General features: G+C 62.6%; 14 protein-coding genes. 6 read left to right on the forward strand and 8 right to left on the reverse strand.

Annotation, left to right across the window (positions count from 1 at the left end):
- The first annotated feature begins 79 nt into the window (after window positions 1-79).
- Window positions 80-1120, forward strand: a complete 1041-nt coding sequence (locus CFY91_RS05005; RefSeq protein ID WP_093985254.1) for an AraC family transcriptional regulator — start codon at window positions 80-82, stop codon at window positions 1118-1120.
- Between the two features lie 40 nt (window positions 1121-1160).
- On the opposite strand, the gene htpG is transcribed toward CFY91_RS05005, so the two are convergent.
- From htpG to CFY91_RS05025, 4 genes are all read right to left on the reverse strand, one after another.
- Window positions 1161-3065: a molecular chaperone HtpG gene (gene htpG, locus CFY91_RS05010; protein ID WP_093985255.1), complete on the reverse strand. Its 1905-nt coding sequence runs from the start codon at window positions 3063-3065 to the stop codon at window positions 1161-1163.
- 80 nt (window positions 3066-3145) lie between these two features.
- Window positions 3146-4387 carry an MFS transporter gene (locus CFY91_RS05015; RefSeq protein WP_093985256.1) on the reverse strand — a complete coding sequence of 414 codons (1242 nt, stop codon included), beginning with the start codon at window positions 4385-4387 and terminating at the stop codon, window positions 3146-3148.
- A gap of 21 nt (window positions 4388-4408) precedes the next feature.
- Window positions 4409-4855: a PaaI family thioesterase gene (locus CFY91_RS05020; protein WP_093985257.1), complete on the reverse strand. Its 447-nt coding sequence runs from the start codon at window positions 4853-4855 to the stop codon at window positions 4409-4411.
- A complete protein-coding gene (locus CFY91_RS05025; RefSeq protein ID WP_093985258.1) occupies window positions 4852-5328 on the reverse strand; it encodes a PaaI family thioesterase in 477 nt (158 codons plus the stop codon). Before CFY91_RS05025 ends, CFY91_RS05020 begins: the two co-directional genes overlap by 4 nt.
- 117 nt (window positions 5329-5445) lie before the next feature.
- Between CFY91_RS05025 and CFY91_RS05030 the strand changes: the two genes are divergently transcribed.
- Window positions 5446-6171, forward strand: coding sequence for a DUF599 domain-containing protein (locus tag CFY91_RS05030; protein ID WP_093985259.1), 726 nt, complete (start codon window positions 5446-5448; stop codon window positions 6169-6171).
- A 16-nt stretch (window positions 6172-6187) separates the two neighbouring features.
- Here the strand turns inward: CFY91_RS05030 and CFY91_RS05035 are convergent, their stop codons facing one another.
- Entirely contained in the window at window positions 6188-7396 is a 1209-nt protein-coding gene (locus CFY91_RS05035; RefSeq protein WP_093985260.1) for an ammonium transporter, read from the reverse strand.
- A gap of 368 nt (window positions 7397-7764) precedes the next feature.
- On the opposite strand from CFY91_RS05035, the gene CFY91_RS05040 reads away from it, so the two are divergent.
- On the forward strand, window positions 7765-9096 hold the full coding sequence (locus CFY91_RS05040; protein ID WP_093985261.1) for a deoxyguanosinetriphosphate triphosphohydrolase: 1332 nt from the start codon (window positions 7765-7767) through the stop codon (window positions 9094-9096).
- 107 nt (window positions 9097-9203) lie between these two features.
- Entirely contained in the window at window positions 9204-12158 is a 2955-nt protein-coding gene (locus tag CFY91_RS05045) for an HD domain-containing phosphohydrolase (protein WP_093985262.1), read from the forward strand.
- A gap of 63 nt (window positions 12159-12221) precedes the next feature.
- On the opposite strand, the gene CFY91_RS05050 is transcribed toward CFY91_RS05045, so the two are convergent.
- A complete protein-coding gene (locus CFY91_RS05050; protein WP_093985263.1) occupies window positions 12222-12560 on the reverse strand; it encodes a 50S ribosome-binding protein YggL in 339 nt (112 codons plus the stop codon).
- A gap of 169 nt (window positions 12561-12729) precedes the next feature.
- Here CFY91_RS05050 and dacB point away from each other — a divergent pair, with 169 nt between their 5' ends.
- Window positions 12730-14172, forward strand: coding sequence for a D-alanyl-D-alanine carboxypeptidase/D-alanyl-D-alanine endopeptidase (dacB, locus tag CFY91_RS05055; protein WP_093985264.1), 1443 nt, complete (start codon window positions 12730-12732; stop codon window positions 14170-14172).
- 33 nt (window positions 14173-14205) lie between these two features.
- On the opposite strand, the gene rlmKL is transcribed toward dacB, so the two are convergent.
- The gene (gene rlmKL / locus CFY91_RS05060; protein WP_093985265.1) at window positions 14206-16383 is read right to left on the reverse strand and encodes a bifunctional 23S rRNA (guanine(2069)-N(7))-methyltransferase RlmK/23S rRNA (guanine(2445)-N(2))-methyltransferase RlmL; all 2178 of its coding nucleotides are present in this window, start codon (window positions 16381-16383) and stop codon (window positions 14206-14208) included.
- A gap of 414 nt (window positions 16384-16797) precedes the next feature.
- Between rlmKL and rmf the strand changes: the two genes are divergently transcribed.
- The gene (rmf, locus tag CFY91_RS05065) at window positions 16798-17013 is read left to right on the forward strand and encodes a ribosome modulation factor (protein WP_093985266.1); all 216 of its coding nucleotides are present in this window, start codon (window positions 16798-16800) and stop codon (window positions 17011-17013) included.
- 83 nt (window positions 17014-17096) lie between these two features.
- Here rmf and CFY91_RS05070 read toward each other — a convergent pair whose 3' ends face one another.
- Window positions 17097-18125 (reverse strand): quinone-dependent dihydroorotate dehydrogenase, encoded by a 1029-nt coding sequence (locus CFY91_RS05070; RefSeq protein ID WP_093985267.1) that lies wholly within the window; start codon window positions 18123-18125, stop codon window positions 17097-17099.
- Window positions 18126-18182 lie beyond the last annotated feature (57 nt).

Consider the following 18182-nt stretch of genomic DNA (forward strand, 5'->3'; position numbering starts at 1 on the left):
TGGTCAACACATGCTAGGGCTTTCCCGGGCAGTGGTTTATGGCATAGTCGGCCACCAGATTGTGACTTTCGGACAGCCTATGCCCCGCCCTCGCCGCAGTGCCGTCAGCGTGCAGTTGCTCATCCAGTATGGCCTGGACCACGGTTTGCCTCTTGAAGCCTGCCTGCAGGGAACCGGCCTGGACTGGCAGCAACTGGCCGACCCCTCTGCGGAAGTCGAGGCCGAGCAGGAGTTGCAGCTGGTCGCCAACCTGCTGAAGGGGTGCCAGGCCGGGCCTGGTTTTGGTTTGCCGCTGGGCCGCCGCTATCCGCTGAACAGCTATGGCATCTGGGGCTTTGCCCTGCTCTCCAGCCCCACCTATGGCGACGCTGCCCGCCTGGGGCTGCGTTACCTGGACCTGACCTACGCCTTCCATGCCATGCAGCTGGAGGTGCACGGCGATGAAGCGCACCTGCTGCTCGATGACCGGGATATTCCCGCAGCGTTGCGCGGTTTTTTACTGGAGCGCGACCTGGCCGGCATGCTCCAGGTGCTGCGCGAGGTACTGGGTGGGGAGCCACCCCTGCTGCGCATCGAATTGCGCCTGCCGGCATCGGACAACGCGGAGCGCTATCGCCATGAACTGGGCCTGCTGCCGCTGTTTGCCCAGGCCGAAAACCGCTGCGTGTTTCCGCGCGCCCTGCTCGACCGTCCGCTGGCCGCCGCCAACCCGCACACCGTGCAGCTCTGCGAAGAACATTGTCAGCGCCTGCTGGCCAAACGCAGCCAGCACAGCGGACTGGCCGGGCAGATCCGCCGCCTGCTGCTGGAGCGCCCCGGACGCCTGCCGAGCATGGAGCAGCTGGCCGCCACCCTGCACATCAGCTCACGCACCCTGCGCCGTCGTCTGGACGAAGAAGGCTGCCATTTCCGCCTGTTGCTCGACGAAGTGCGCCAGACCCTCGCCGAAGAACTGCTCGCCACCGGCGGGCTGACGCTGGAAGAGATTGCCGAACGCCTGGGCTACGGCGAGGTATCCAACTTCATCCATGCCTTCAAGCGCTGGAAAGGCCTGGCGCCGCGGCGTTACCAGCGCGAGCAGTCCGCACGCCAGCGCCCTGGCGCCAGCCGCCGGGCATGAAAAAGCCCGCCGAAGCGGGCTTTCTCGTACAGGCTGACGGTCAGGCGGACAACTCGACCAGCAGCTTGTTGAGGCGACGCACGTAGCTGGCCGGGTCCTTCAGGCTATCGCCCGCCGCCAGCGCTGCCTGATCGAAGAGGATGTGCGAAAGGTCGGCAAAGCGATCCTCGTCCGGTTCACCATCCAGTTTCTCGATCAACGGATGCCCCGGGTTGAACTCGAAGATCGGCTTGGACTCGGGCACCTTCTGCCCGCTGGCCTCGAGGATCTGGCGCATCTGCAAGCCCAGGTCCTGCTCACCAATGGCCAGGATGGCCGGCGAATCGGTCAGGCGATGCGACACACGCACCTCGGCGACCTGCTCACCCAGCACCCCCTTGAGGCGCTCGATCAGTCCTTCCTTGGCCTTGGCGATCTCTTCCTGGGCTTTCTTGTCCTCTTCCGAGTCCAGCGAGCCGAGGTCCAGATCACCACGCGCCACATCGACGAACTGCTTACCGTCGAACTCAGTCAGGTAGCTCATCAGCCACTCGTCGATGCGGTCGGTGAGCAGCAGCACCTCGATACCTTTCTTGCGGAACACTTCCAGGTGCGGGCTGTTCTTGATCTGTGCGTAGCTTTCGCCGGTCAGGTAGTAGAGCTTGTCCTGACCATCCTTGAGGCGCGCCACATAGTCGGCCAGCGCCACACACTGCTCCTCGCCGTCGCCGGCGGTGGAGGCGAAACGCAACAGGCCGGCGATCTTTTCCTTGTTGGCGAAGTCTTCCGCCGGGCCTTCCTTGAGCACCTGGCCAAAGGCCTTCCAGAAGGTCTTGTAATCGTCGGGCTTGTCCTTGGCGAGCTTCTCCAGCATGTCCAGCACGCGCTTGGTCAGCGCCGACTTCATCGAGTCGATCACCGGGTCCTTCTGCAGAATTTCCCGCGAGACGTTCAGCGACAGGTCGTTGGAGTCGACCACGCCCTTGATGAAGCGCAGGTACAGCGGCAGGAACTGGTCGGCCTGGTCCATGATGAACACGCGCTGCACATACAGCTTGAGGCCCTTGGGCGCTTCGCGGTGGTACAGGTCGAACGGTGCGCGGGCCGGCACGTAGAGCAGCGAGGTGTACTCCAGCTTGCCCTCGACCTTGTTGTGGCTCCAGCTCAGCGGGTTCTCGAAGTCATGGCCGACATGCTTGTAGAACTCCTGGTACTCCTCGTCCTTGACCTCGCTGCGCGGACGCGTCCACAGCGCGCTGGCACGGTTGACGGTTTCCCACTCCGGCTCAGCCGGCTTGTCCTTCTCCTCGCCGTAGTGCTCTTTCGGCAACTCGATGGGCAGGGCAATGTGATCGGAATACTTCTTGACGATATTGCGCAGGCGCCAGCCGTCGGCGAACTCTTCCTCGCCACTTTTCAGGTGCAGGACGATGCGCGTGCCACGCTCGGGCTTGTCGATGGTCGCAACCTGGAAATCCCCTTCCCCCTTGCTCGACCAGTGCACACCCTCGCTGGCCGGACTGCCGGCACGCCGGCTGTACACATCGACCTGCTCGGCAACGATGAACGCCGAATAGAAGCCCACGCCGAACTGGCCGATCAGCTGCGAGTCCTTCTTCTGGTCGCCGGTAAGGTTCTTCATGAAGTCGGCGGTACCCGACTTGGCGATGGTGCCGAGGTGGGCGATCACCTCCTCGCGATTCATGCCAATACCGTTGTCTTCGAGGGTGACGGTCTTGGCCTCTTTATCGAAGGACAGGCGAATCTTCAGCGGATCACCGCCTTCGAGCAGCTCAGGCTTGGCCAGCGCTTCGAAGCGCAATTTGTCGGCCGCATCGGAGGCATTGGAAATCAGCTCACGGAGGAAGATTTCCTTGTTCGAGTACAGCGAATGGATCATCAGGTGCAGCAGCTGCTTCACCTCGGTCTGGAAGCCCAGGGTCTCTTTTTGAGTTTCCACACTCATGCTCGTCTAACTCCACGATGACAAAGCCGCTTCTGCGGCGGATGTCATGCAAATGGGGGCTAGCCGAGTTTTTTCAAGGCTCAGGGCTCGAGCAATTCGATGCTGCGGATGTCTTCCGGACGCAACTGGAAAGTCGCCTCATCGGTACCGCTGAGGGTCTGGCGAATCACCACCTCACCGCGCGTATTGACGCCATCGAAGCGCCCCTGCGCCTGACGACCGGTAAGCGTCCGCGCCCGCACCTGCAGGTTGTGGTAGTGATTGGGGTTGAGCAGCAGACGCTGCAGGGTGAAACGCAGGCGCCGATCGACCGAGCGCTGTACCCGTGGCGCGACCTGCAGCTGTGCAGCCGCTGGCGCTGTGGGTGTTACCTGTGCCGCCGGCAGCGCCGGGTAATGGTCATCGAGCACCTGCCAGCCGCGCGCCTGCTTGCTTAGCTGCACCTGCAGCTGCTGGCTTTGCCCGTCGACCAGGGCGGTTACCGGCAGATCGAGCTTGCCCGCAGAGAAATCGCTGACATTCAGGTCGGCCAGGCTCACCGCACGCGTGGCAAAGCGGCGCTGCAGGTAATCACGCAGCACATAGGCCAGGGTGTCTTCGCTGTCATGGCTAAGATCAACCCGGCCATCCCGGTAACGCAGCCGATCGCTGTACAGCTCGATCCGCCCGCTGAGATTGGTAGCCAGCGACCTCGGCAAGACCAGATGGAAGTCGCCAACGTAGCGATTGGGTGCCTGCGCCTGCAAGTCCAGGTGCAGGGTGTAGCCGCGTTGCAACATGCGCGCTTCGGGCAGGTCCTGTTCGGGCAGCAGCCAGCTGATTTCCACCAGCGGCCGAGGCGCAGGGTCATCCGGCAGCAGGCTCAGCTTAAGCTGCGGGCCAGGCTGGCCATCCAGACGAATCTGCACCTCACGACGGGCGAAGAAATCCCCGCCTTCGCGCAGGCTGAGCACACCATCGATCAGTTCGGCATGCTGGGGACGGAACGGCTGACCATTAAGCTCGCCGTTCAGGCGGATATCCAGGCTGCCAGGTGCCTGTTGCTCCGCTTCCATCCACTGCAGGCTGAGGATGGCCTGCAGGCGCTCGGCATCCTGGCTGGCCAGCAGGGTCACGCCGACAATCAACGGGATAATCCCCAGCGCGCCAAGCAGCACAGCCTTGCGGGCTTGCCGCCAGTAGCGCAGCAGATAGATCAGGGTAATCGGCGGCAGCAGGCTACCCAGCCCCCAGAACAGGCTGGTGGAGAATGCCATGCGTATCAGCCAGATCAACCCGAGCAACATGAGCATCAGGCCAGCGAGAATCAGCAGGGCATCCATCCATTCGGTCCTAGGTCGTGATCAGGGTTCGTCCACCTTGAAGTGCGCCCGTGCCGTGGCAATCGGTTCACTCTGGGTAGTCTGCCAGGCGGTGATGGCGACATTGGCCACACGGCGGCCCTGGCGCCACACCTGGCATTGCACATAGGTGTCACGATAATGGCCGGCGCGCAGGTAATCTATCGAGAAGTCGATGATTTTCGGTAAATGTGGAATTTCCATGAACATCACCAGGTGCAGCATGGCGGAGTGTTCCATGAACCCGGCGATGACCCCGCCATGGATGGCCGGCAGGATCGGATTACCGATATTGTCCTGGCTGGCCGGCAGGCGGAACACCATGTCGTCCCCCAGGCGCAGGCACTGGATACCGATCAGCCGGGCATAGGGAATCATGCTGATCAGGCTGTCGTAGTTGTTGTCGGTATGCGCCTGGCGCACCAGCGCGTTGAGTTCCAGCGGCGTCATTGGCCACCTCCCTGGATCTGTTGCTTGAGCAGGCCATCACCCTGCGCCCCCTTGCCCATGCGCATGAAAGCCCCGACCACGTGAGCAATGGGCTGTGCCGGATCATCCTGATAGGCATAGCCACGGGTAAAGATCACGTTGGGCGTCACCCGGTAACACTCGGCAAAACCGTAGACGTCCTTACCCGGTTCGGCGGCATGCATATGATCGATACGCAGGTCCAGGGTCGGACAGATCTCGAACTCTGGCAGCACACAGACGGTGGAAATACCGCAGGTGGTATCCAGCAGCGCGCTCAAGGCCCCCCCATGAATCACCCCGGTTTCCGGGTTGCCTACGATATGCGGGCTATACGGCAACAACAGGGTCAGGCCGCTCGCCCTGACCTCATGCACACGCATACCCAGCACCTGGCAATGGCGCAGCGCACCCAAAAAACGCTCGGCGCGGGCGCGCATATCCTGCTCGCTCATCGTCGTTACTCCTGGCGATTGCGGAAAAGGCGCGCATCATAGCCTGCCAGCGCACCCGGCTGAACTCTACAAGGGGCGCAGGGGTATACTGGCGCCTTGTCTGACCAAGGAGTTCGCATGCTGACCCTGCCCTCACACGCCGCGCATTTTCTTGCCCTAGGCTGGTTCCTCGCCTGCTGGATCGGCTACAGCTACTACGCCGAATGGCGCGGGCGCGATACCGCCTGCCTGGCCTCGGTGCTGCACCTGTATCGTCAGGACTGGATGCGTCGCTTGCTGCTGCGGGAAAACCGCATTGCCGATGCCAGCGTGATCGGCAATCTGGAGCGCAATGCCTCGTTTTTTGCCTCCAGCACGCTGCTGATCCTGGCCGGTATCCTCACCGTACTCGGCGCCACCGATCGCGCGGTCTCGGTGCTCGCCGACCTGCCACTGGTCCAGCCGGCCACACGCAGTATTTCCGAGCTCAAGCTGCTTGGCATGGCGACCATCTTTGTCTACGCCTTCTTCACCTTCAGCTGGTGCATGCGCCAGTACAACTTCGCCTCGGTTCTGATCGGTGCCGCGCCGATGATGGGCGAGCGCAACGTCAGCGAAATCGAGCGCAAGCATTTCGCCGAGCGCGCCGCACAGGTCATCTCCCTGGCGGCGCACCAGTTCAACCAGGGCCTGCGCAGTTACTACTTCGGCCTGGCCATGCTGGCCTGGTTCATCAATCCCTGGCTGTTCATGCTGACAACCACCGGCGTGGTACTGGTGCTCTACCGTCGCGAGTTCCATTCCAAGGTGCTGCAGGTGATGGTGTTCACCCCGACCAGCGTCGAGCCGCCCAGCGACAAGTAGGCGGCCCCAGCACTACTCAGTCGTGACCGTTGGCGCCGATTTTGTGGATCGACAGGTCGGCGCCGTAATACTCCTCTTCCTGACTGAGGCGCAGCCCCATGCTCACCTTGAGCAGGCCATAGACCAGCAGGCCACCGCCCAGGGCGATCAGCAACCCGGCCAGACTGCCCAGCAACTGGCTCGCCAGGCTCACGCCACCCAGCCCACCCAGCGCCTGCTGGCCAAATACGCCGCAGGCGATACCACCCCACAACCCGCACAGGCCGTGCAGCGGCCAGACGCCCAACACGTCATCGATTTTCCAGCGCACCTGAGTCGCGGTAAACGCCCAGACAAACAACGCTCCGGCCACCAGCCCCGTGGCCAGTGCGCCCAGCGGGTGCATCAGGTCGGAGCCGGCACATACCGCCACCAGTCCGGCCAACGGGCCGTTATGCAGGAAGCCCGGGTCATTACGCCCCACCAGGAGTGCCGCCAATGTACCGCCGACCATGGCCAGCAAGGAGTTGACCGCCACCAGGCCGCTGATGCCCTCCAGGGTCTGCGCACTCATCACGTTGAAACCGAACCAGCCAACGATAAGCACCCAGGAGCCCAACGCCAGGAACGGAATACTCGAGGGCGCGAAAGCCACCAAGCGGCCATCACGGTAACGTCCATCACGCGGCCCCAACAGAAGAATGGCGGCGAGGGCCAACCAGCCGCCCATGCCATGCACGACGACCGATCCGGCGAAATCATGGAAAGGATGGCCAAAACGCTCACTGAGCCAGTCTTGCACACCAAAATTGCCATTCCAGGCCAGCCCTTCGAAGAAGGGATAAACCAGCGCGACAATCAGCAAGGTGGCGCAGAGTTGCGGATAAAAACGCGCGCGCTCGGCAATACCACCGGAAATGATGGCCGGGATAGCCGCGGCAAAGGTCAACAGGAAGAAGAACTTGACCAGCGCATAGCCCTGGTTTTCCACCAGACTGGCCGCTGGATCAAAGAAACTTACCCCGTAAGCCAGCCAGTAACCGACAAAGAAGTAAGCCAATGCCGAAACAGCGAAATCACTGATGATCTTCGACAGGGCATTGACCTGGTTCTTCTGACGCACCGTCCCCACTTCAAGGAAGGCAAAGCCGGCATGCATGGCCAAGACCATGACCGCGCCCAGCAGGATGAACAGGGTGTTGGCGCTGTGCGTCAGATTGAGCACCGCAACATTGAGGTTATCCATGGTGAAAACAGACTCCCGAAAAAGCACCAAAGCAGCTCACTCACCACCCAGAACGCACCAACATGCAGCCCAGGGACTCGTAAAAACCGCTCACCTCTTATCCCCGAACTCCTTCTCCAGGCTTGCAAGATTGGCGCTTAATTCTTTTATTTCAGTAGGTTAGATCGAACGCGAGGCATTCGATGGTTATCCGCAGCACAGCAATGGCGCACACCAAGGCTTGCGCGCCCCACGGCAAAGCAAGGTGCGTACCAGCTTGTGCGCCAGCGCTGGGCGCGTCGCCCCCTCTTGCACCGCTCATGGGCAAGGCCGTAGTGTCACAAGCCCTGACAGGCAAGCCGCCTGACCACCTGTGACGAGGACTGCTTTTGCACTGGGACAGCCTGTTGAGCCGCGAACGCCTGGGTAAGGCCGCGCAAAGCCCCGAAGAGCTGGGGCGCAGCCCGTTTCACAAGGACCATGACCGGGTGATCTTCTCCGGCGCCTTTCGCCGCCTGGGACGCAAGACCCAGGTCCATCCGGTGTCCAGCAATGACCATATCCATACGCGTCTGACCCACTCCCTGGAGGTCGGCTGCGTCGGCCGCTCGCTGGGCATGCGGGTTGGCGAACGCCTGCGTGACACCCTGCCAGAGTGGTGCAGCCCCGCCGACCTGGGCGTTATCGTGCAGTCGGCCTGTCTGGCCCATGACATCGGTAACCCACCCTTTGGGCATTCCGGCGAGGATGCCATTCGCCACTGGTTTGGCCAGGCCCTGCAACGCGGCTGGCTGGATGACCTGAGCGAGGCAGAACGTGCCGACTTTCTCAGCTTCGAGGGCAACGCCCAGGGCCTGCGCGTACTGACCCAACTGGAATACCACCAGTTCGACGGCGGCATGCGTCTGACTTATGCCACCCTCGGCAGCTACCTGAAATACCCCTGGACGGCCCGCCACGCCGACGCCCTGGGCTACAAGAAACACAAGTTCGGCTGTTATCAGAGCGAGCTGCCACTGTTGCAACAGATCGCTCGGCAACTAGGCCTGCCACAGCTGGAAGAACAGCGCTGGGCACGTCACCCGCTGGTCTATCTGATGGAGGCGGCCGACGACATTTGCTATGGGCTGATCGATCTGGAAGACGGCCTGGAAATGGAGCTGCTCGACTACAGCGAGGTGGAGGCCCTGCTGCTCGATCTGGTCGGCGACGACCTGCCGCAAACCTACCGCCAGCTCGGCCCGCAGGACTCGCGGCGGCGCAAGCTGGCCATCCTGCGCGGCAAGGCCATCGAGCACCTGAGCAATGCTGCCGCCGACGCCTTTGTCGCACAGCAACACGCCCTGCTCGCCGGCCAGCTGAGCGGTGATCTGGTCGAACACCTGCATGGCCCGGCCAAGCGCTGCGTGCAACAGGCGAAATGCCTGGCGCGCGAGAAGATTTTCCACGACAAGCGCAAGACCCTGCATGAGATCGGCGCCTACACCACCCTGGAAATCCTTCTCAACGCCTTTTGTGGTGCCGCCCTGGAACAACACGGCGGGCACAGCCCCTCTTTCAAGAATCGGCGCATCCTCGACCTGCTTGGACACAACGCGCCAGATCCTAGCTGGTCGCTTTACCAGTCCTTCCAGCGGGTGATCGACTTTATCGGCGGCATGACCGACAGCTATGCCACGGAAATGGCCAGGGAAATGACCGGTCGATCGAGCCCTGTCTGAGGTTTTTTTGCGTGACCTGACATCACGCCAGGTCACCGCCTGCTAGGCTTGCGCAACGCTGCCTACGCCCGGATGGCAGCATGACAGGGAATGCCCGGAGTCCATCAATGACGCAGCCTACGGCCACGCGCCGCTTTCCTCTGCACCTGCACATCAGCCTGCTGTTTACCTTGCTGCTACTGATCAGCGGTAGCGTGCTGGCACTGTTCAACTACCAGCAGACCAGCCGCATCATCCTCAGCAGCAGCCAACAGCTGTTCCAGCAATTCCGCCAGGAAGTGCAGCTGGATCTGCACAACACCTATCAACCAATCCGCGACCTGCTCGCGCAACTGGCGCTCGACCCGCGCATCGCCCGTCACCCTGCCGAGCAGCGTCATAGCCTGCTGCCCAGCCTTGCCCAGGGCCTGCGCGCACACCCGCAACTGGCCGCCCTGTATATCGGTGACGACCAGGGCAACTTTCTTATGCTGCGCGCCCTGCGCAACGATGCGTTAAGACAGCGATTTGCCGCGCCGGCCGAAGCGCAGTATCAGCTGTGGCTGATCGAGCGCAACAGCGAAGGCCTGCGCTCACGCCACGAGTTCTACGATGCCGGCTTGCAGAAACTGGCCGAACGCGACAACCCGCAGGAGCGCTTCGACCCCCGCCAACGCAGCTGGTACCGCAGCGCACGCGCGGGCGACATGCCGATCACCACCGAACCTTATGTATTTTTCTCCAGCGGCGACCTCGGCACGACCCTGGCTCGTCTGAGCGGCATGGACCGGGTCATCGCGGCCGACCTGACCCTCGCCGAGCTCAACGACAGCCTGGCCCGGCACCGCATCACACCATCCACCGAGGTGGTGCTGTTCGACCCCAACGGCCGGGTGATTGCCTACCCGGGCACCCTGCAGCAGTCACGGCCGGCCGGTAGCCTGCAGCCACTCAGCGAACTCGGCCAGCTCAGCCCCAGCTTGGCGGCCCTGGAGCTCGGCCAGTTACGCCGTGATCAGGAACAAAGCCTGACCCTGGCCGGGCGCGCCTGGCAGCTCTCCTACTCGCGCATCAGCGAAGGCGGGCCGCGTGGCTTGCGCCTGTTGCTGCTGGCACCGGAAGACGAGCTGCTCGCCGATGCTCACCGCATTCGCTGGCAAAGTGCCGTACTAACCCTGCTCATCCTGCTGCTGTGTATTCCTCTCGGCTGGATGGCTTCGCGCCTGGTGGTCAGGCCGCTGCACAGCCTGCTACGGGAAGCCGAAGCGATCCGCCGCTTCGACTTCAACTACCCGGCCAGCGGGCGTTCGCTGATTCTCGAAGTCGACCAACTGGCGCGCAGCATGGCGCGGATGAAGGACAGCCTGGCCAGCTTCATGGAAATATCCGCCAGCCTGTCGGCAGAAAAACACTTCGACACCCTGCTGCAACGCGTATTGCAGGAAACCCTGGCGAGCAGCAAAGCCAGTGGCGGCCTGATCTACCTGCTGGATGACGACAACCAGCAACTCAGCCCAAGTGCCGTGCAGCTTGGCAAACAACAGTTCCAGCCCCACGAGCTGGGACTTGACCACTACAAGCTGCACAAGCCGCTGCCAAGCTGGCTTGACCGAGCCCTGCAAGCCGGCCAGGCACCTTGCCAGGAGACCCTCAGTTACGAGCAGGCGGGTGACTATGCGCCGCTGCTCAGCCGACTGCAGGCCCCCCGCGTGCAGTTGTTGGCTGTCGGCCTGCATAACCGTCAGGGCGAGGCACTGGGCGTGCTGGTGCTGTTGCAGCAGGAGCAACTGGACGAACAGGAACTGAGCCTCTGGCAAGCTGCCCGCGTGGCCTTCGTCCAGGCACTGGCCGGGGTTGCAGCCTTATGCCTGGACAGCCAGCGCCTACTGGTTCGCCAGAAACAGCTACTCGACGCCTTCATTCAGCTGATGGCCGGGGCCATTGATGCGAAAAGTCCTTATACCGGCGGACATTGTCAGCGGGTACCGGAGCTGACCCTGATGCTTGCGCGCGCCGCGGCCAGTAGCGAGCAGCCGGCCTTTGCCCAGTTCCGTCCGGATGCCGAACAGTGGGAGGCCCTGCATATCGCCGCCTGGCTGCATGATTGCGGCAAGGTCACCACGCCCGAGTATGTGGTGGACAAGGCCAGCAAGCTGGAAACCCTCTATGACCGCATCCATGAGATCCGCATGCGTTTCGAGGTACTCAAGCGCGACGCCTGGATCGACTACTGGCAGGCCTGCCATGCCGGCGGCGCCAGCGCAGAGCTGGCGGCGCGACGCGATGCCCGCCTGGCCGAACTGGATGATGACTTCGCCTTCGTTGCACATTGCAACCTGGGCAGCGAGAACATGGCCGACGCCGACCTGCAGCGCCTGCAGCGCATTGCCGAGCAACGCTGGGTACGCACCCTGGATGATCGTCTCGGGCTGTCCTGGGAAGAAACCCAGCGCAAGCTACGTACAGCGCCCGCCACGCTACCCTGCAGCGAGCCGCTGCTGGCCGATCGCGACGACCACCTGATAGCCCATAACCCCAGCGAACAACTGTGCGACGACAATCCGTGGGGCTTCCGCCTGCAAGTACCGGCCTGGCGCTTCAATCGCGGCGAACTGTACAACCTCAGCGTTAGGCGCGGCACACTGACCAGCGAAGAGCGTTTCCTGATCAACCAGCACATCGTGCAGACCATCATCATGCTCGAACGCCTGCCGTTCCCGCCGCACCTGCGCCAGGTACCGGAAATTGCCGGTGGCCACCATGAGAAAATGGACGGCACAGGTTACCCACGCGGCCTGCGCCGCGAGCAAATGAGCCTGCCGGCACGCATGATGGCGATTGCCGACATCTTCGAGGCCCTCACCGCAGTCGACCGCCCCTACAAGGTCGGCAAAACACTCAGCCAGGCCCTGCAGATCATGGCCGACATGTGTCGCCAGGCACATATCGACCCGGAGTTGTTCCGCCTGTTCATCGAGGCTCAGGTCTACGAGGACTATGCGCGGCGCTTTCTCAGCAGCGAGCAGATCGACGCGATAGCCCCCGAAAGCCTGCTGGCCCGCGCCGGCCTAATAAGTCCCTGAGCAGTAGCAGAATGCAAAAGGGGCGCCATTGGCGCCCCTTTTGCAGATCACACGGTCAGCGCCTCAGGCGTTGACGGTGTTCTCCGGATACCACACATCCAGCAGCGGGCTCAGGGTGAAGCCCTTCAGCTCACTGCGCCCCTTCAGCCAGCTTTCTACCGCTGCACGCTGCTCGGCGCTCACCGAGCCACGCTTGGCCAGGCAGATGAAGCCGTAGTCTTCACCACCGACATAACCCAGGCCGTTGGCGTCCATGGCGTCCAGCAGGAAAGCATCGAGGAAGGCATCCATGGCTGCCTGGTCGATATTCTCGACAAAGCTCAGGGTCAGCTCGCAGCCCAGCTCCTGAAACTCATCCACACACAGTTTTTTCCGCAGGCGACGCGAACGATTGGTAGCCATGGTGACGCACTCCTAAGCAAATGACCGGCGGCACTCTAGCAGCTTCCGCGTTTTCCTGCTCGTCTGCCGCAGCGACAGACTGGCAAGCACCTGGCCATCGGGCATAATGCCGCACCTAAAAGGGCCTGCCACCGGCCCTAGCTTGCCTTTTTCAGTATCGGAGCCGCCCATGCTCAGTTCCCTGCGCCGCCTCGGCCTGGCCTTGTGCCTGTTGCCCCTGTCACTGCCGCTGGCCGCCACTAGCAGCGTCAACACCCAACTGCCCGCCAAGGTGCAGCAGGCCCTCAAGGCCAACAAGATCGAAGCCCATGCGCTCTCGGTAGTGTTGCTGCCCCTCAACGGCCCCGGCCGTCCCACCCTGGTCAATGCCGATCTGTCGGTCAACCCCGCCTCGACCATGAAACTGGTCACCACCTACGCTGCCCTGGAGCTGCTCGGTCCCAACTACCAGTGGCGCACCGAATTCTATGGCGACGGCCCGCTGCGCGACGGCACCCTGCACGGCAACCTCTACCTCAAGGGTGGAGGCGATCCCAAACTCAACATGGAACGACTCTGGCTGCTGTTGCGCGACCTGCGCGCCAACGGCGTGCAGAAAGTCACCGGCGACCTGGTACTCGATCGCAACTACTTCAACCAGCCGCAGTTACCGGCCTTCAATGACGACGGCGGCGACGCCAGCAAGCCCTACCTGGTCGGCCCGGACGCCCTGCTGGTCAATCTCAAGGCAGTACGCATGATCAGTCGCGCGCAGAACGGCAAGGCCCTGGTGGCCATGGAGCCGCCACTGAGCAACGTACGCATCGATAACCGCCTGAAAGTACTCAAGGCCGGCAAGTGCCCTGGTTGGCCGGATGTGCGCTTCAACCCGGTCAGCGAATATGACGGCACTACGCTGATCGTCAGCGGGCAGCTCCCCGACGGCTGCCACGCACAAAACTACATCGCCCTGCTCGATCACCCCGGCTATGCAGCCGGCGCCATCCGCAGCATCTGGAAAGAGCTGGGCGGCAGCATCCTCGGCCAGGACCGTCAGGACAGCGTGCCGGCCAAAGCCACCCTGCTGGCCCGCGCCTTCTCGCCCGACCTCAGCGAAGTGGCCCGCGACATCAACAAATTCAGCAATAACACCATGGCCCAGCAGTTACTGCTCAGCCTCGGCGCGCAGTTCCGCAGCACGGCCGACCCCGACGATGCCCGCGCCGCCCAGCGGGTCATCCGCGACTGGCTAGCACGCAAGGGCATTACCGCTCCACATCTGGTCATCGAAAATGGCTCGGGGCTGTCACGCAACGAACGGGTCAGTGCCCGCGAACTGGCCATTCTGCTCAAGGCCGCCTGGGATAGCCCCTATGCGGCAGAATTCATCGCTTCCATGCCCTTGGTAGGCATCGACGGCACCATGCGGCGGCGCCTCACCGCACAACCCATGCGCGGCCAGGCACACATCAAAACCGGCACACTGAACAATGTGCGCGCCATCGCCGGCTACAGCCGCGACCGCAACGGCCATAGCTGGGCGGTGGTGGCCATCATCAATCATCCGCGCCCCTGGGGTGCCTCGTCGATTCTCGATCAGCTGCTACTGGAGCTCCATCAGAACCCGCAGTGATCGGCGTGGCCCTGTACAGAGCGGCGCCGCCCCCTAGCGGGTGCGCAGGCGCCAGGCGCGATGGATCTTCGGGTTGCGCGCGAAGTCGGCATCCAGGGTCTGCGCACTGATCTCCTCCACCGCGTAGCGTTGCTGCAGGCTGTCATCGAGCTGGAACTTGCGGAAGTTGTTGGAGAAGTACAGGGTGCCACCCGCCGCCAGGCGGGCCATTGCCAGGTCGAGCAATTGCACGTGGTCACGCTGCACGTCGAACACCCCTTCCATGCGCTTGGAGTTGGAAAAGGTCGGCGGGTCGATGAAGATCAGCTCGTACTCGCCACGATCCTCGGCCAGCCAGTGCATGACATCACCCTGTTCCAGACGATGGCGCTCGGAAAAACCGTTGAGCGCCAGGTTGCGCCGTGCCCAGTCCAGGTAAGTCTTCGACAGGTCTACGCTGGTGGTGCTACGCGCACCACCCTTGGCGGCATGCACGGTAGCTGTCGCGGTGTAGCAGAACAGGTTGAGGAAGCGCTTGCCGGCGGCTTCCTGCTGGATACGCAGACGCATGGGCCGGTGGTCGAGGAACAGCCCGGTATCCAGGTAGTCGGTCAGGTTGACCAGCAGGCGTACCCCCCCCTCGGTCACCTCCATGAACTGTCCTTGCGCAGCCTGCCGCTCATACTGGCGAGTGCCTGCCTGACGCTCACGACGCTTGATCACTACCCGTTCGCTGGGTATCCCCAGGGCCACCGGAATAGCCGCCAGGGCATCAAGCAGGCGCGTCTGCGCCTTTTCCGGATCAATCGAACGCGGTGCCGCGTATTCCTGCACGTGCACCCAGTCACGGTACAGGTCGATAGCCAGGGCGTACTCCGGCATGTCGGCGTCATACAGTCGATAACACTCGACCCCGGCCTTCTTCGCCCACTTGCCCAGCGTCTTGAGATTCTTTTGCAAGCGGTTGGCAAACATCTGGCCACCCTCGGCCAGACGGGCCGCCGTGTTGCTTTCACCGGCTAGTGGCGGCATGTTCTCGGCAGGCCGTGCGCTAGTGACAAACTGCTCCGGTTCGATACGCATCAGCAGCAGCTTGCATGGCAAGGCGCCGTTGAACAGCGCGTATTGCTTGTGGCTGCGCAGCCCCATGCGTTTGCCCAGCTCCGGTGCGCCGGTAAAGATAGCCGCCTGCCAGCCCAGACAGGACTGGCGCAAGCGCTCGCCAAGATGCTGGTAGAGGTACAGCAGGCTGGCTTCATCACCCAACCGCTCGCCATAGGGCGGGTTGCATACCAGCAGACCATGCTGTCCCTGATCCGGCCGCGGTTCGAAGGTAGCCAGCTCGCCCTGGTAGATTTTCACCCAGTCAGCCAGTCCGGCCCGCTCGATATTGTTGCGTGCCGGGGTAATCAGACGCGGGTCAGCCTCATAGCCACGAATCCACAGCGGCGGCTTGGCCAGGCCGGCCTGGGCCCGCGCCTGCGCTTCTTCATGCAGTTTTTGCCAAAGCGCCGGCACATGTCCCAGCCAGTGGGTAAAGCCCCACTGCTGGCGACGCAGATTGGGGGCTATATCGGCGGCCATCAGCCCGGCTTCGATCAGCAATGTACCGACCCCGCACATCGGGTCACTGAGGGCCGCGCCCTCGGCAGCCAGTTGCGGCCAGCCAGCACGGATCAGCACCGCAGCGGCCAGGTTTTCCTTGAGCGGCGCGGCGCCCTGCTGCAAGCGATAACCACGCTGATGCAGGCTATGCCCGGAAAGATCCAGCGAGACAATCGCCTCACCACGCTCCAGGCGCAGGTGCACACGCAAATCCGGGTTCAGCTTGTCCACGGAGGGGCGTTCACCCTGCGCCGTACGCAGCTTATCGACAATGGCATCCTTGACCTTGAGCGCCCCGAAATGGGTGTTGTCGATGCCCGCGCCACGCCCACTGAACTCCACCGCCAGGCTGCCGGAGGGCAAGAGATGCTCATGCCAGTCAATCGCATGTACACCCTGGTAGAGTTCTTCGGCGTTGCTCAGTGGGAAGCGCGCCATCACCAGCAACACACGGTTGGCCAGACGCGACCACAGACACAGCCGGTACGCGGTTTCCATGCTGGCCTGGCCACGCACCGCTGCCACCTGCTCGCGGGCCTCTTCCAGGCCGAGCCCACGCGCCTCTTCCAGCAGCAGGCCCTCAAGGCTTTTCGGGCAAGTCAGGTACAGCTCAAACTGTTGCGACATCACAGACATCCAGTGCCCCAAGGGCCAAAAGCGAGCCCGCAGGCTCGACGAAACACAACGACCCGAGCACAACACCCTTGGTCGGAATTTAGTACAGACATGGCGATGTACGGCACGGCCGGTTCATCGCCATGGGTTGCTGGCAAATCCGCGGCACACAAGGCCAGGGCATGGCCCAGCAACCAGAAAGGTGCATGGGCTTATCGCCCCATCCATACATACATGACCTGCTTATGACAAAACGGTCATTCACAGCTCGCCACGCATTGGTTAGAACTCTAGCAACCGTAACCGCAAAGGTAACGGCAGGAACCTCGCCACGCCGGCAGCGAGCTCCGTGGGCAGCGACCATTCTGCCCGGCCCCAGCAGCGGGCCACCGGGACATAACAGTCAACAAGTGAGGGCTACACCCTATGAGAAGACTCAAGCGTGATCCGATGGAACGAGCCTTTTTGCGTGGTTATCAGCACGGCATTCATGGCAAATCCCGCGACCTCTGTCCTTTTACCACCCCCTCCACCCGTCAGGCCTGGCTCAATGGCTGGCGTGAAGGTCGTGGCGACCAGTGGGATGGCTTTACCGGCACCGCCGGCATTCATCGACTCAATCAACTGCACGCCGTAGGCTGACCGTTCAGGATCACATCGTTTTTTCCAGACCGCTCCATTCGAGCGGCGGGCGCAAGCCCAGGGGCTCCCAACGGGAGCCCTTTTTATTGGCTGCGCGGCAAGGCGGCAATGGCATCCACGGCCTGACGAATCAGCGCAGGCCCCTGGTAGATGAACCCGGAGTAGATCTGCACCAGGCTGGCTCCAGCGGCGATCTTGTCCGCCGCATGCTGGCCTTCGGTGATACCGCCCACGGCAATGATCGGCAGCCGTCCCTGCAACTCGCCAGCCAGCACGCGGACCGTATGAGTGCTCTTGTCGCGCACCGGCGCGCCGGACAACCCGCCTGCCTCGTCGGCATACTGCAAACCCTCGACGCCCTCCCGCGAGAGCGTGGTATTGGTGGCAATCACCGCATCCATGCCGGTATCGAGCAAGGCGCGCGCCACATCCACGGTTTCCTCATCGGTCATGTCCGGAGCAATCTTGATGGCCAGCGGTACGCGCTTGCCATGCACCACAGCGAGGTCTTCCTGGCGCTGACGCAGCGCCTCGAGCAGCTGCCGTAGCGAATCCCCAAACTGCAGCGAGCGCAGCCCAGGCGTGTTCGGCGAGCTGACATTGACGGTCACATAGCTGGCATGCGCATAGACTTTGTCCAGGCCGATCAGGTAATCATCCACCGCACGCTCAACCGGCGTGTCGAAGTTCTTGCCGATATTGATGCCCAGCACGCCGCGATAACGCGCTGCCTGCACCCTGGCCAACAAATGATCCACGCCCAGGTTGTTGAAGCCCATGCGATTGATGATGCCCTGCGCTTCCGGAAGACGGAACAGCCGCGGCTTGGGGTTACCCGGTTGGGCTCGCGGGGTAACGGTACCGATCTCGATAAAACCGAAGCCCAGCTGGGCAAAGCCATCAATCGCATCACCATTTTTGTCCAGGCCCGCCGCCAACCCCACCGGATTGGCAAATTCCAGGCCCATGACGCGCACCGGCAGGCTGGCCGGCGCCTTGCACAACAGGCCATTCAGGCCAAGCCGCCCACCCGCGCCAATCAGGTCGATGGACAGGTCATGGGAGGTTTCCGGGGCAAGTTTGAACAGCAGGTCACGGGCCAGGGTATACATGGTCGGCATCGGCTTGGGAAAAGGACAGGCAGTATAGTTTCTTGCCATGCGCCGGGA

It is taken from the genome of Pseudomonas fluvialis (assembly GCF_002234375.1).
Classification (GTDB): Bacteria; Pseudomonadota; Gammaproteobacteria; order Pseudomonadales; family Pseudomonadaceae; genus Aquipseudomonas; species Aquipseudomonas fluvialis.